The organism is uncultured Phocaeicola sp. (assembly GCF_948499155.1).
In the GTDB taxonomy this organism is placed as follows: Bacteria; Bacteroidota; Bacteroidia; order Bacteroidales; family Bacteroidaceae; genus Phocaeicola; species Phocaeicola faecalis.
The window spans coordinates 23,108-38,043 of sequence record NZ_CAOOSE010000025.1 but is presented as its reverse complement, the minus strand read 5'-3'; the positions used below and the strand labels follow the sequence as shown (position 1 = coordinate 38,043).

Below are 14,936 nucleotides of genomic sequence, written 5' to 3'. Positions count from 1 at the left end.
AAATCATATATTTATATACATGGAGTATAATACCCAACAACGAAGATTACCCCTTCCCGAATATGGAAGAAGTGTGCAGAACATGGTAGACCATGCTCTTACCATCGAAAATAAAGCTGAACGCCAGCGTTGCGCCAATACAATTATTAATATCATGGGCGGTATGTTTCCGCATCTGCGCGATGTGCCCGATTTTAAACATAAGCTGTGGGACCATTTGGCTATCATGTCCGATTTCAAACTGGATATTGATTATCCTTACGAAATAGTGAAGAAAGAAAGCCTTGAAGTGAAACCGGAGGTATTGGCTTATCCGCAGAAACGCATCCGTTACCGCCATTATGGACACATATTGGAGAATATGGTGAAAAAAGCGGTGGAGTATCCCGAAGGGGAAGATAGAAAGCATCTGATTTCATTGATTGCCAATCAAATGAAAAAGTGCTTTGTCAACTGGAATAAAGATAGTGTGGAAGACCAGAAGATACTGGACGATCTTCGTGAATATTCCCAGGGAGCTATCAACCTGTCTCCCGATGACTTGCAGCTGTGCGGACAACGCACGTATGTTCAGCGCAGGCCACAGCAAAACAACGGACAGCGCAGAATGCAACAGAATAATAATCAGAGAAGAAAATATTAATTCTTAAAACTTCGATATCATGGCTTCGTTTGTAATAGAAGGTGGACATAAGCTACACGGCGAAATTCATCCGCAAGGCGCTAAGAATGAGGTTCTGCAAATTCTTTGTGCCACATTATTGACTTCTGAAGAAGTTACAGTGAATAACATTCCCGACATTCTGGACGTGAATAACTTGATTCAGTTATTGCGTGAAATGGGGGTCAAGGTATCGAAAACAGGGATTGATTCTTATACTTTCAAGGCCGACTCGGTGGATTTGAACTATCTGGAGAGTGATGACTTTCTGAAAAAGTGCTCCAGCTTGCGTGGATCGGTCATGCTGGTTGGTCCGTTAGTGGCGCGTTTCGGCAAAGCACTGATATCAAAACCCGGAGGGGATAAGATAGGCCGCCGCCGTCTGGATACTCACTTTATCGGCATTCAGAAGTTGGGGGCCTGCTTTGATTATGACGACGAACGCAGCATTTTTACTATCGGAGCTAAAGAACTGAAAGGGGCGTCTATGCTGCTGGATGAGGCTTCGGTGACCGGTACTGCCAATATTGTGATGGCAGCGGTTCTGGCAAAAGGCAAGACTACTATCTATAATGCCGCTTGTGAACCTTATGTGCAACAACTTTGCCGTATGCTGAACTGCATGGGGGCAAAGATAACGGGCATCGCTTCTAATTTGCTCACCATCGAGGGAGTGGAATCATTGCATGGATGCAGTCATACGGTGTTGCCTGATATGATTGAAGTAGGCAGTTTTATTGGTATGGCGGCCATGACCGGCAGTGAACTTACCATAAAGAATGTATCTCATGAAAACCTGGGTATCATTCCCGAGAGTTTCCGCCGTTTGGGTATTAGGGTAGAGCAGCGTGGGGATGATTTGTTTATTCCCGAACAGGAGCACTATCAGATAGAGTCGTTTATCGACGGTTCCATCATGACGATTGCCGATGCTACTTGGCCCGGACTGACACCCGACTTGCTGAGTGTGATGCTGGTAGTGGCTACGCAGGCAAAAGGCAGTGTGCTGATTCACCAGAAGATGTTCGAAAGTCGATTGTTCTTTGTAGATAAACTGATAGATATGGGGGCTCAGATTATATTGTGTGACCCTCACCGTGCAGTGGTTATCGGCCATGACCGTGGTTTTCAGTTGCGCGGCGGAAACATGACTTCGCCTGATATACGTGCGGGTATCGCTTTGTTGATTGCGGCAATGAGTGCCGACGGTATCAGCCGCATTCACAATATAGAACAGATAGACCGGGGATATCAGAATATAGAACAGCGATTGAATGCCTTGGGAGCGCGAATCACAAGAATTTAAAGTTATGATTAAGAAAAACGAAGTTTTTAAGATAGGGCTTTTTAATAAACCTCACGGAGTAAAGGGAGAACTTTCTTTTACCTTTACGGACGATATATTCGACCGTGTGGATTGTGAATATCTGGTATGCCTGCTTGATGGCATTTTCGTTCCGTTCTTTATCGAAGAATACCGTTTCCGCTCCGACACTACCGCTTTGGTGAAACTGGAGGGAGTGGATACATCCGAAAAGGCCCGTATGTTTACGAATGTGGAAGTTTATTTTCCCAAGAAATATGTGGAGGAGGACGATGAGACGGACGATATCCCCACTTGGAACTTCTTTATCGGATTTAAGGTGAAGGATGTCCGTCATGGCGATTTGGGTGAGATTGTGGCGGTGGATGACAGTACAATGAATGTGCTTTTTGCGATAGAAAAGGATGGAGAGGAAATTCTGCTTCCTGCCCACGAAGAATTTATTCGCAAACTGGATAAGAAGAAAAGACTCCTGACGGTGGATGTACCCGACGGACTGCTATAATATATATTAAGGTACGCGCGCGTAATAATGAAGAAAAAGAGAAGAAAAGCATTTTGGCATAATATTAAGTTTAAGTATAAACTGACTATTACCAATGAAAATACGCTGGAGGAAGTGGTGGGTATCCACGTTTCCAAGCTGAATGGTTTGTCATGGTTGCTTTCTGCCGTGACGGTTATCTTTCTGGTTGCCGCCATTATTATTGCCTTTACCCCGCTGCGTAACTACCTGCCCGGATATATGAACAGTGAGGTGCGAGCCCAGATAGTAAGCAATGCCTTGCGTGCCGATTCTTTACAGAAGATGCTGGAACGGCAGCAGTTGTATATCATGAATATTCAGGATATCTTTAGCGGAAAGGTACAGGTGGACACGGTGCAATCCATTGATTCGCTGACAGCTATCCGTTCGGACTCATTGATGGAACGTACCCGCCAGGAAGAGGAATTCCGTAAGCAATATGAAGAATCGGAACGTTATAACCTGACGGCTGTCAATAATAACCCCACAGCTTCGGGCTTGATATTCTATCGTCCTACACGCGGTATGATGTCTTCCAACTTTGACCCCGATAACAAACATTATGGAGTAGACATAGCGGCCAATCCCGATGAAAGTGTGCTTGCCACATTAGACGGAACGGTGATTCTCTCGACCTATACGGCAGAGACGGGTTATGTGATACAAATACAGCACGGACAGGATTTTGTATCCGTGTATAAACATTGCGGTTCGTTACTGAAGAAAGAGGGGGATACGGTGAAAGGGGGCGAAGCCATTGCCTTGGTAGGCAATACAGGTGAAAAAACAACCGGCCCGCATCTTCATTTCGAATTGTGGAACAAAGGGCGTGCCGTCGACCCTTCGAAATACATTGTATTTTAACAGATTATGAAAAAACAAATAGCTATATTAGGCTCAACGGGCTCTATCGGTACGCAGGCTTTGCAAGTGATAGAGGAACATCCCGATTTATACGAAGTTTATGCTTTGACAGCCAATAACCGGGTAGACTTGCTCGTCGAACAGGCCCGTAAGTTTCTGCCGGAAGCAGTAGTGATAGCCAATGAGGAAAAATATACCCAGCTGAAAGAGGCATTAAGCGATTTGCCTATCAAGGTATATGCCGGTGCAGATGCGCTTTGCCAGATAGTAGAGTCGCAACCTATTGACATCGTTCTGGCTTCGATGGTGGGGTATGCGGGTTTGCGGCCTACCATGAACGCCATAAAGTCGGGGAAGACCATCGCTTTGGCCAATAAGGAAACTTTGGTTGTGGCCGGTGAACTGATTAATGCATTGGCCAATCAATACAGGACACCGATTCTTCCTGTCGATTCAGAGCATTCGGCCATTTTCCAATGTCTGGAAATGAATACTCCGGTGGAGAAGGTGATATTGACCGCTTCCGGAGGACCGTTCCGCACTTATACGATGGAGCAGTTACAACAAGTGACTAAAGTGCAGGCCCTGAAGCACCCCAACTGGGAAATGGGGGCGAAAATAACCATTGACTCTGCTTCGATGATGAACAAAGGTTTCGAAGTGATTGAAGCGAAATGGCTCTTTGGAGTCCGCCCGGAACAAATAGAAGTAGTGGTTCATCCACAGTCGGTTATCCACTCTATGGTACAGTTTGAAGATGGCGCAGTGAAAGCCCAACTGGGTATGCCTGATATGCGCCTGCCCATTCAGTATGCTTTTTCATATCCGGAGCGTGTGAAGTCGTCTTTTGAACGTCTGGACTTTGCCAAAGTTACCGACTTGACATTTGAACAGCCCGATACCAAACGCTTCCGCAATTTGGCCTTGGCGTATGAGGCTCTGCATCAGGCAGGAAATATGCCCTGTATCGTTAATGCGGCAAATGAAGTGGTGGTGGCTGCATTCCTGAAAGATAATATTTCTTTCTTGGGCATGAGTGATGTTATCGAGAAGACAATGGGAAGAGTGGCTTATATCAAGGAACCTTCTTATGAGGACTATGTGGCAACCGATGCAGAGGCACGCCGCATAGCCGAAGAACTGATTATAAATAGTAAATAATAAAACAATAAATAAAATTAGATGGAAACATTTTTAATTCGTGCTCTCCAACTGGTAATGAGTTTGTCGTTACTGGTCATTATCCACGAGGGGGGACATTTCCTTTTTTCGCGCCTTTTTAAAGTAAGAGTAGAGAAGTTCTACATATTCTTTGACCCGTGGTTCTCTTTGTTTAAGTTTAAACCCAAGAACAGTGATACCGAATATGGTATCGGATGGGTACCTTTGGGCGGTTATGTGAAAATTTCAGGTATGATAGACGAGTCTATGGATACCGAACAGATGAAGCAACCGGCACAACCGTGGGAATTCCGTTCCAAACCGGCATGGCAGCGTTTGCTTATTATGATTGGCGGGGTGCTGATGAACTTCCTCTTGGCTATCTTCATTTATTCTATGATTCTGTTCCATTGGGGAGACTCTTATATTTCATTACAGGATATGACTTATGGTATGAAGTTTAACGAACGCGCTCAGGAAATCGGCTTCCGCGATGGTGATATCTTGCTGCGTGCCGACGAACAGCCATTAGAACGCTTCGGTATGGATATGTTGCGTAGTGTGGCCGAAGCGCGTACGGTGACTGTGCTTCGTGACGGGCAGGAAAAAGAAATCTATATGCCCGAAATCAGCCTTTTGGATATTGCTAAAGAAGAACCGATGTTTCTTGATATATTGCGACCGAATGTGGTGGATTCTGTGATTGCCGGTGGTCCGTTGGCGATGGCTGGAGTGCAGAAAGGAGACACCATTTTAGCTGTTGATAATATGCCTGTCGGCAGCTGGAATGAATTTACTGAAAAATTGGAAGGCTTCCGTTCGGATGCCGAAACCAGCGGAGCGGAATATGCCGAGTTTTCCTTGGTTTATTCGCACGGAGGGGTGCGTGATACAGCTGCAGTCCGTACGGATTCTTTGTTTATGGTAAGAGCAATTTCCACGCCGCTTGATTATAAGGTCACTACCCGTCAGTTTAATTTCTTTGAGTCCTTCCCGGCAGGAGTCAAATTGGGAGTGAATACGTTGAAAGGTTATGTGAACGACATGAAATATGTCTTCACCAAGGAAGGTGCGAAGAGTGTAGGTGGTTTCGGAACGATTGGAAGTATCTTTCCCACGGTATGGGATTGGCATCGTTTTTGGGAGATGACAGCTTTCTTGTCTATCATTCTGGCTTTTATGAACATCCTTCCTATTCCGGCTTTGGACGGCGGGCACGTTTTGTTCTTGCTTTATGAGATAGTGGCACGTCGCAAGCCGAGTGATAAGTTTATGGAATATGCACAGATGGTGGGTATGTTCTTGTTATTTGCATTGCTTATTTGGGCTAATTTCAATGACATCATGCGCTTCGTGTTTTAAACAGGGCGAAGACTTTCCTCATACATCCCCCGGTGGTTGGGTTTAACCTGACGGCCGGGGGATTATTTTTTATCCTGATAGAAGGGCCATATAAGGGGGGTACCTCCGCATACGTTTCGAACTTCCTAACTCGTTTCATTAGCCGGACTAAGCCTTTTCGTCCTTTCGATTATGCCTGTCCGTAAGTCGAATTACTACAGTCTCCGGCAGTGGACTGTATAGTCCATTGTAGTGGACCGTACAGCCCATTACGGTAGACTGTAGAGCCCACTGCCGCAGTCTGTAATAATCTTCCGTTTAAAAGGCCTTGGCTGAGCCTATGACACGGCTTACTCTTCCCTTTGTTTTGATATGATTGTTAAGGAATTGTGAATCAACCTGAAAGCCCTGTGGGTGATAAGCGTGAACTGTGAGTTACAATGCCGGTACCAGGTCAAGTGGTCGCCTGATATACTTCATTTACAATGCCTTGAAAGAATCTGTATTTTTACATTGTAATATTGGAATTTTCTCACAATATGGAGCCCACACACTTTTTGACTTGAGTCGGGACTAATGCATTTGCAGAATCATTCAACGTCAAAATCAAAGCGTTCAGAGGAGTGAGGGATATTCCATTCTTTATTTTTAGATTATGCAAACTATCTGCTTGGATTTGACATGCCCACAGGGGGCGGATTGACCCGAAAGGAGGAGGAAATGGAAGAGGGGATAAAATAAAAAAAGAGCGATAGTTCTTTATTTCGAACCCGCCCACGTCTTGAAGAACCCCCCTCATAAAATATGGGGTTCTTTTCATCTTTCTCGTCGTTGTCGTTGTTGTTATCCCTCTGCTCTTTTACTTAAAAAACAACTCTTTTAATACCTATAAAACTAAATTCCTGAAAACTTGCAATTCTTTCAAACCTTAAATTAATCTCTAATACCTTTTTTAGTATCCTTGTTTAAAACAATCTCTTTTTATTTACCTAAATCTAATACCTTTTCTAATCTTTACCTTATTACTTAATACCTTAAAAGAATTCATTATTAACTTAACTGGTAGTTTCACAACCACATTGCAAAGGTACGGCTTTTCTTGAAAATAGCAAGCATACGCATGCCGAAAAACATAAAACGGCCCATTTTCATGATATAAATCAAGAAAATGGGCCATTTAGGTTTCTTTTGTGTTATCGTACACAGATGATACGTTGGTTGCTGCTGCCCCTGAATTCTAAGTAAGGAGAGTATAAATCCTGCTCGAAACGCCCGTCTACCAATACATCGATAAAGTCTATTGCTGATTTTAACAAAGGTGAGGCTTCTATTTGTTCAATCGTGTAGCCTGTGTAGCACCAAATGTTTAATCCGGTAGCTTCTTTTATTTGTTGGGACAAAGCACGGAATTCTTTTGGAGAATAGAGGGGGTCGCCTCCCGAAAATGTAACGCCGTCCAACAATGGGTTGGCATTAATCTCGCAGATGATTGCTTCTATCTTTTCCTGGGTCAATGGGGTGCCGGCTTCTGGAGCCCATGATTCCGGGTTTTGGCATCCCGGACAGCGGTGCCGGCATCCGGCCAAATAAATGGAGTAGCGGATGCCTTCACCGTCGACTATGGTTTCGGGGTAAGTAAATAGCAAGTTCATATCAGGTTATCCGTGTTTCACGCGGTCACGTTCCTCTGCGCGTTTGGCTGAGTTCCAAGTGCTGAGGTCGCCCGTCAGGTATCCGGTAATGCGGCGCATACGCAGAATGTTTTCGCTTTGGCAAACCGGACATTTGTCATAAATCACTCCTTTGTAGCCGCAGGCATGACAAGTATCTACCGGATGGTTGATAGAGCCATAGCCGATGCCTTCGTCATGCATTACTTTTACTATCTTGGTAATGGCTTTGATATTTTTCTGTGCTTCACCGTCCAACTCTACATAGGTGATATGGCCGCCGCGTGTGATGGCATGGAACGGAGCTTCCCGCTTGATTTTATCAACAATGGTAATGGGCTCTTTTACGTCTACGTGGAAAGAGTTTACGTAATAATCATTGTCTGTTACGCCGGGGATATTACCGTATTTGCGTCTGTCCATGCGGGTGAAGCGTCCGGAAAGCCCTTCGGCCGGAGTTGCAAGAACAGAAAAGTTCAGTTGGTACTTTGCTTTATAGGCGTCAGCCACTTCGTTAATTTCCGATACAGCTTCGTATAGTGTATCCCATGCTTGTTGGCTGTGCCCGTGACTTTCACCGTAAAGAGCCATCATTGCATTGTGTCCGCCGATAAATCCAATGCCTAATGTACCTTGTCGCAATACATCGCCCACTTGGTCGTTGGGAGCGAGTTTTCCTCCTCCTTTCCACACATCGTTGCCCATCATAAATGGGAATTGACGTGCCAGGGCGGTGCGCTGGTATTGGTAACGACTGTAAAGTTGTTCGGCGATAAGCTCGGCCATTTGGTGAACGCTTTGTATAAACAGTTCTTTAGCCGTACGTTCGATGGCTTCTTTCTTTCCGGATTCTTCCATGCTTTCTGCTTTGATACGCGCTTCGATAGCCAATCGGGGCATGTTCATCGTTGTAAACGACAGGTTTCCGCGTCCCAAAGATGTTTTCTCTCCGGCTACATTTTCATATACGCGTGTGCGGCATCCCATGGTTGCGAGCTCATAGCGATAGCGTTTCGGGTCATTGGCGTCCCATTTCTCATTCTGATTATAAGGGGCATCCAAAAACATGAAGTTTGGGAAGAGTGCTTTTGCCGTGGTACGGCAAGCCTTTAGAAATAAGTCGAAGTTAGGTGCCTCGAATTGGATGTTGCCGGCTATGGCATCGTCGAAGTTGGCCATTGCCTTTTTGTAATCTTCTTCCGAATAAGAAACGCCATCCTTTATCTTAAAAATCTGGATGGGGAATACCGGCACTTCTCCCCGGCTGCCGAGGCCTTCAATTGTAGCTTTCAATAGTTCTTCTATTACCATACGCCCTTCTGCCGAAGTGTCTGTCCCATAATTGATAGAACTGAACACCACTTGATTTCCGCCACGGGAGTGCATCGTATTCAGGTTATGGATGAATCCCTCCATTGCCTGATGAGTGTCTTTGCGGGTCATGGCCAATGCTTTCTCTTCTATTTTTTTCAGTGCATCCTCATTGGGCTCTTTGCCTTCCACTTCGCGGTAAAAATCCGTCAGAGTCTGCAAATGTTTGAGATGAGTCTTGCGTACCCCTTTTGCCATAAAGAAATCGAAAGCCGGTATAGCCTGACCTCCGTGCTGTTCGTTTTGGTTAGTCTGGAATATGATGGTTGCCAATGTTGCGTAGCTCTGGATAGACTGGGGGGTGCGGATGCTGCCGTTCTTGGTGCGGAATCCGCGTTCGAACAAGTCTTTCAGGTCATATTGGATGCAAGTGGTGGTCTTGGTCGGATAATAATCCAGGTCATGAATATGTATATCACCTAATTGGTGCGCCTCGGCAAATTTCTTCGGCAATAGATATTTATATGTATAGTCTTTGGTTACTTCCGATGCAAAGGTCATCATCTGCCCTGCCGGAGTATGGCTGGACATGTTGGCATTGCTGAGGTTGACATCGTTTTTGTCAATAGCCACAATACCGTCCATGATATGTTTCATTTGGGTTTTACGGTCACGCTCCGTATTTCTCCATTCGCGGTAAATAATATATTTCTTGGCCACTTCAGGGCGTACCTTCATCAGTTCCTTTTCCACTAGGTCTTGAATCTCTTCGACACTGATGGTAGGAGAGGTGAAATTGCTGATTACCCGCATAGTGATATCAGCAATAAGTTTCTCTTCATTGTCTATTCCGGTTGCATGGAATGCTTTGCCGATTGCATTTTTAATTTTACTGATAGAGAAGTCTTCCCGCTTCCCATCTCTTTTGATGATACAAATCTCAGCGTAATTCATTGTTTGAAAATTTAATTGTTTTAAATAAAAGAACTAGTTGTCCCATGAGGCAGGTTTTCTGACTTATCTCTCCCCTGAAACGCCTTCCCGCAATGCTTCGCAGTGGCATCTTGTTTCGGTTCTACGAGAATTACAGCAGCGGGTACTGTCGCCGATTTTCACAGCATTCCCTTTTCGGAGCGGTTAACTTCACCTTCATTGGACGACTGCAAAGATATAACATTTTGGAAAACTTCTCTCTTAAAAAACGAAAATAAGTTTCCCGAAATGGATAACTTCTTGATGATAGGGACGTTATAGAATGTACCACAATGCTATCATGTGGCAGATGGTTCCACCTAATACAAAGAGATGGAAAACAGAATGCATATAGGGCAGTTTGTGGAAAGAATAAAATACAGTACCGGTGATGTATGAGATACCTTCGGCAATGAGCCAATATATAAATAAGGAAGGTACATGGTCACATAAAGGCTTGAAGGCAACAAAGATGCTGCATCCCATTGCTACATAACAGATTGTTTCCAGATAACTGTGTTCCTTCAGTCTGCAAAAGCAGAGCGTGGTTCCGACGAGTGCACACAGCCACACAAAACAGAATATTCCCCATCCCCAATAACCTGCTTCGCGCAAACTGACCAGCATGATAGGAGAATAACTGCCTGCAATGTGCAGATAGATGGCAGCGTGGTCGAATTTGCGCAATACTTCTCTGTGTCGGGTACCCGGCCGGCTGGAATGATACCAGGTGGAAGTGATATACGAGGCAAGCATGCCGAACAGATAGAGCCACATTCCTCTCACTGCCCACATGTCTCCACTTTGCAAGGCAGTATGCAGCAAATACCCTCCGCCCATGATACCTATCAATATACCAATGCCATGTGACACGGCATTCGCCCATTCTTCCCCTTTAGTGTAGTGTATTGCCAATTTATTTATAAGTTTTTAGGTGTCAGCTTCATCTGTTTTGCTTTTTCCAGCATGAATTCAAAAGCGGCATCGTGTTCGTTTGGAATCACGCCATCCAAAATAGCATCTTTGATGGCACTTTTCAGACTGCCGATTTCACGGCAAGGCTTCATGTCAAATATGCGCATGATTTCTTCTCCGTCTACCGGCGGTTGGAAATTACGTATGCGGTCTTTCTCTTCCAAGTCTTTTAGTTTCTGACGCACTAGCTTGAAGTTATCCAGAAACTTCTGTTTCCGCGCTTCATTTTTTGAGGTGATATCTGCTTCGCAGAGCATCATAAGATCGTCAATGTCGTCTCCGGCTTCGAACAACAGACGGCGTACGGCCGAGTCGGTCACCACATCATCGGCAATCACGATAGGACGCATGTGCAGGCTGACCAGTTTCTGTACATACTTCATCTTTTCGTTCATCGGCAATTTCATTTTGCGGAAAATATCGGGAATCATCTTTTCGCCGATGAAATTATGATTATGGAAAGTCCATCCGATGCGGGGTTCCCATCGCTTGGTCTTGGGCTTGCCGATGTCATGCAGCAGGGTAGCCCAGCGCAGCCATAAGTTGTCGGTATGTTTGGCTATATTATCCACCACCTCCAGCGTATGATAGAAATTGTCTTTGTGTGCACGGCCATTTCTTACTTCTACGCCTTGCAATGCCGAAAATTCGGGAAATATGAGTGGCAATAGTCCGCAACGGTCCAGCTCAATGAAGCCTTTAGATGGGATGGGGGCAAGCAAAATCTTGTTCAGTTCGTCGGCGATACGTTCTTTCGAGATGATATTGATACGTTCCTTGTTACGCGACAGCGCCTCAAAGGTTTCGTCGTCAATATAAAAATTGAGTTGGGTGGCAAAACGGATACACCTCATCATGCGAAGCGGGTCATCGCTGAAAGTGATGTCCGGGTCGAGTGGGGTACGGATGGTACGTTCTTTCAAATCATCCATTCCGCCGAATGGGTCTACCAGTTCGCCGAAACGCTCTTTGTTGAGGCATACCGCCATTGCGTTGATGGTGAAGTCGCGTCGGTTTTGGTCATCTTCCAACGTGCCGTCTTCTACTATCGGCTTACGGCTGTCATGACTGTACGATTCTTTTCTGGCACCGACAAACTCCACTTCCGTATCTCTGAACTTCACCTGTGCCGTTCCGAAATTCTTGAAAACAGAGACATGTGCGCCACGTCCCAGTTTCTTGCCGAAAGCCTGGGCAATCTCTATACCACTGCCCACCACTACTACATCTATATCTTTAGAAGGGCGATTTAAAAATATATCTCGTACATAGCCGCCTACCACGTAGCATTCCAATCCCAATTCATCAGCTGTTTCGGAAATTAGAGCAAATATTTTGCTATTAAAATGTTCTTTCAATTCCATATTCATCTTAAAGAGCTGCAAAAATACGATTTTTTGTCCATGATAGGAGAAAGTAAAGCAATTAAATTGTATTTTTGTCCTCATATAAAACGTTTAAATACATGAAAAAGATAGGATTAGTGGCATTATTTGCCTTATTACTGGCGGCTTGTGATGATGGCGGCGAAAAGAAGGCTCAAGTGCATTTGCAAAATGCGGAAACAGCATTGAAGCAAGAGAACTTTAATGAAGCCAAGTTGCAGATAGATAGTATCCGCATTTTATATCCGAAAGCTTTTGAAGCTAGAAAGCAGGGAATCAAGTTGATGCAGCAAGTCGACTTGAAGGAACAGCAGAAGAGTCTGGTTTATCTGGACAGTATGATGCAGGTGAAGCAGGCTCAGTTGGATTCTGTCAAAGGTAACTTTGTATTGGAGAAAGATACGGCCTATCAGGAAGTAGGCAATTATTTCTATCCTACACAGACGGTAGAAAAGAATATCGGCCGTTCTTTCCTTCGCGGACAAGTGAATGAACAGGGTGAGATGTCTATTACCTCTATTTATTGTGCCGGTGGAAAGTTACATCATGCTGCTGTGAAAGTTAGTGTGGGCGATACTTTTGCCGAGACTCCTGTTTCTAAGGATAGTTATGAGACCACGGATTTGGGGCGTGCCATTGAAAAAGCTGATTATAAAATGGGGGATGACGGCGGTGTTATCGGGTTCATTGTTGCCAATAAAGACAAGAATATCCAACTTCAGTTTATTGGTGACAAGACTTATAAAACAGCCATGCAACCTAATGACCGTAAAGCGATTGCCGAGTTGACCGGTTTGGCGCGTATTTTGTCGGGTATGGAACAGATACGGAAAGATAAAAAAGAAGCCATGCTGAAAATAGAGTTTGTCACCCGCAAAATGCAGGAAGACAAACCGGAAGAAAATAAATAGGCAGTTCAAGTATTTTGCTGCAGCGATAAACACATGAGGTTTCCGATGCAGCAAAATGCTTTGTCGCACTATCCCTTTTATAATCTTTTCAGAGCCAGCTTAATCACTTTCTCGACTGGGGCGCTTGGTTCTTCCTTCAATATAGCTGCCACTACCTTTTGTGAAGCAGCCTGTGCAAATCCCAGCATAGTCAGCGCAGCCACGGCCTCGTCATGAATTTCGGAATTGGCAGCACTCGCAAACATTTCACTGTTGACTGTTTCCATGCCGGAGGAGGCTATCTTGTCTTTTAAATCGACAATGATGCGTTGGGCCGTTTTCAGTCCGATACCCTTGACTGTCTTCAACAGTTTGTCGTTTCCTGAACTGATTACCCCGCATAACTCGGAAGGAGAAAGAGCCGACAAAATCATTCTTGCCGTATTTCCTCCAATTCCCGATACCGAGATTAGCAATAAAAACAATTCCCTTTCCTGTTTGGTAGAGAATCCGTAAAGCACGTATGCGTCTTCACGGATAGCTTCATAAATATAGAGTTTGGTACGTGTCTGGTTTTGAATGGCCGAGTAAGTGTTCAGCGAGATATTGATTCCATAGCCCACCCCGTTACAATCTATCACAGCCATTGCCGGAGTAACCTCTGCAATGTCTCCTTTAATATATTCTATCATGATTTTTTTGTTTGTAGTTTACAGTTCTTTGCAAAAATAGGATATCTATCTTTTAAATTATAAGTTAGGCAAGAATATTTTTAAATTATTAGGTTTGGAAGAACAAAAGAGTGAGGCAAAATGTTTATTTTTGCACCTAAATAAAAGATAATAGTAAACTAAAACCAATAAAAGATGAATAAAATTAGAGCAGCCGTCGTTGGATACGGAAACATTGGTAAATATGTAGTGGAAGCTTTGGAAGCAGCTCCTGATTTTGAAATCGCAGGTATTGTTCGTCGTAATGGAGCCGAAAACAAACCGGCAGAACTGGAAGCATACGCTGTAGTTAAAGATATAAAAGAATTGAAAGATGTAAATGTTGCTATTCTGGCTACTCCGACTCGCAGCGTAGAAAAATATGCGAAAGAGATTCTCGCTATGGGCATCAATACGGTAGATAGTTTTGATATCCATACACAGATTACCGCACTTCACCGTTCGCTGGACGAATCGGCCAAAGCAGGCAATGCCGTTGCCATCATTTCGGCAGGATGGGATCCGGGAAGTGACTCGGTGGTACGCACCCTGTTGGAAGCCATTGCTCCGAAAGGCATTACTTATACCAATTTTGGTCCGGGCCGCAGCATGGGACACTCTGTAGCCGTTCGTGCCATTGCAGGTGTGAAAGATGCGCTGTCTATGACTATTCCTGTAGGTACAGGCATTCACCGCCGCATGGTTTATGTGGAACTGGAAGAAGGAGCGGATTTCAAGACTGTTGAAGCGGCTGTCAAGAACGACCCCTATTTTGTCAATGATGAGACACATGTCATCCAAGTACCTTGTGTAGACGACTTGAATGATGTAGGTCATGGCGTTAATCTGGTTCGTAAAGGTGTATCGGGCAAAACTCACAATCAGTTGTTTGAGTTTGATATGAAGATTAATAACCCGGCCCTGACAGCTCAGGTACTGGTATGTGTAGCACGTGCCACGATGAGACAGCAACCGGGATGCTATACAATGATTGAAGTTCCGGTTATCGATTTGATGTATGGCGACCGTGAGGAACTGATTGCACATTTGGTATAATATTCAGTATAATGTTCAAGGATGAATAAAATGCCTATCATCTTTGAATGAAACACCCCCTTTCAGTTGTATATAAATAGCGTATTTTTG

At 44.5% G+C, this 14,936-nt stretch carries 13 protein-coding genes, 1 pseudogene and 1 riboswitch; of the genes and pseudogenes, 9 read left to right on the top strand and 5 right to left on the bottom strand.

Annotation, left to right across the window (positions count from 1 at the left end; all coding sequences use genetic code 11):
- The first annotated feature begins 19 nt into the window (after nt 1–19).
- The 7 genes and pseudogenes from QYT14_RS15125 to QYT14_RS15095 form a co-directional block, all read left to right on the top strand.
- Entirely contained in the window at nt 20–643 is a 624-nt protein-coding gene (locus QYT14_RS15125; RefSeq protein WP_237039920.1) for a DUF4290 domain-containing protein, read from the top strand.
- Nucleotides 644–662: 19 nt separating this feature from the next.
- Complete coding sequence (murA, locus tag QYT14_RS15120; protein WP_288325409.1) at nt 663–1,967, top strand: UDP-N-acetylglucosamine 1-carboxyvinyltransferase; 1,305 nt, start codon at nt 663–665, stop codon at nt 1,965–1,967.
- 4 nt (nt 1,968–1,971) lie between these two features.
- Nucleotides 1,972–2,490, top strand: coding sequence for a ribosome maturation factor RimM (gene rimM, locus QYT14_RS15115; protein WP_237039922.1), 519 nt, complete (start codon nt 1,972–1,974; stop codon nt 2,488–2,490).
- A 27-nt stretch (nt 2,491–2,517) separates the two neighbouring features.
- Nucleotides 2,518–3,375 (top strand): M23 family metallopeptidase, encoded by an 858-nt coding sequence (locus tag QYT14_RS15110; protein ID WP_237039923.1) that lies wholly within the window; start codon nt 2,518–2,520, stop codon nt 3,373–3,375.
- A gap of 6 nt (nt 3,376–3,381) precedes the next feature.
- Nucleotides 3,382–4,536 carry a 1-deoxy-D-xylulose-5-phosphate reductoisomerase gene (locus QYT14_RS15105; RefSeq protein WP_288325408.1) on the top strand — a complete coding sequence of 385 codons (1,155 nt, stop codon included), beginning with the start codon at nt 3,382–3,384 and terminating at the stop codon, nt 4,534–4,536.
- 21 nt (nt 4,537–4,557) lie between these two features.
- Nucleotides 4,558–5,898: an RIP metalloprotease RseP gene (gene rseP, locus QYT14_RS15100; protein WP_237039925.1), complete on the top strand. Its 1,341-nt coding sequence runs from the start codon at nt 4,558–4,560 to the stop codon at nt 5,896–5,898.
- Nucleotides 5,899–6,449: 551 nt separating this feature from the next.
- Nucleotides 6,450–6,557, top strand: a pseudogene (locus tag QYT14_RS15095) (transposase); the annotation flags it as partial.
- Nucleotides 6,558–7,070: 513 nt separating this feature from the next.
- Here QYT14_RS15095 and nrdG read toward each other — a convergent pair.
- The 4 genes from nrdG to QYT14_RS15075 form a co-directional block, all read right to left on the bottom strand.
- A complete protein-coding gene (gene nrdG, locus QYT14_RS15090; RefSeq protein ID WP_237039926.1) occupies nt 7,071–7,529 on the bottom strand; it encodes an anaerobic ribonucleoside-triphosphate reductase activating protein in 459 nt (152 codons plus the stop codon).
- A gap of 6 nt (nt 7,530–7,535) precedes the next feature.
- Nucleotides 7,536–9,812 (bottom strand): anaerobic ribonucleoside triphosphate reductase, encoded by a 2,277-nt coding sequence (locus QYT14_RS15085; RefSeq protein WP_288325407.1) that lies wholly within the window; start codon nt 9,810–9,812, stop codon nt 7,536–7,538.
- Nucleotides 9,813–9,842: 30 nt separating this feature from the next.
- Nucleotides 9,843–10,024, bottom strand: a riboswitch (cobalamin riboswitch).
- 82 nt (nt 10,025–10,106) lie between these two features.
- On the bottom strand, nt 10,107–10,745 hold the full coding sequence (locus tag QYT14_RS15080; RefSeq protein WP_288325406.1) for a hemolysin III family protein: 639 nt from the start codon (nt 10,743–10,745) through the stop codon (nt 10,107–10,109).
- A 5-nt stretch (nt 10,746–10,750) separates the two neighbouring features.
- Entirely contained in the window at nt 10,751–12,253 is a 1,503-nt protein-coding gene (locus tag QYT14_RS15075) for an HD domain-containing protein (protein WP_237039929.1), read from the bottom strand.
- 17 nt (nt 12,254–12,270) lie between these two features.
- Here QYT14_RS15075 and QYT14_RS15070 point away from each other — a divergent pair, with 17 nt between their 5' ends.
- Nucleotides 12,271–13,101 (top strand): hypothetical protein, encoded by an 831-nt coding sequence (locus tag QYT14_RS15070; RefSeq protein WP_237039930.1) that lies wholly within the window; start codon nt 12,271–12,273, stop codon nt 13,099–13,101.
- Between the two features lie 77 nt (nt 13,102–13,178).
- On the opposite strand, the gene ruvA is transcribed toward QYT14_RS15070, so the two are convergent.
- A complete protein-coding gene (gene ruvA, locus QYT14_RS15065; protein WP_237039931.1) occupies nt 13,179–13,772 on the bottom strand; it encodes a Holliday junction branch migration protein RuvA in 594 nt (197 codons plus the stop codon).
- 174 nt (nt 13,773–13,946) lie between these two features.
- On the opposite strand from ruvA, the gene QYT14_RS15060 reads away from it, so the two are divergent.
- Complete coding sequence (locus QYT14_RS15060) at nt 13,947–14,846, top strand: diaminopimelate dehydrogenase (RefSeq protein ID WP_288325405.1); 900 nt, start codon at nt 13,947–13,949, stop codon at nt 14,844–14,846.
- Nucleotides 14,847–14,936 lie beyond the last annotated feature (90 nt).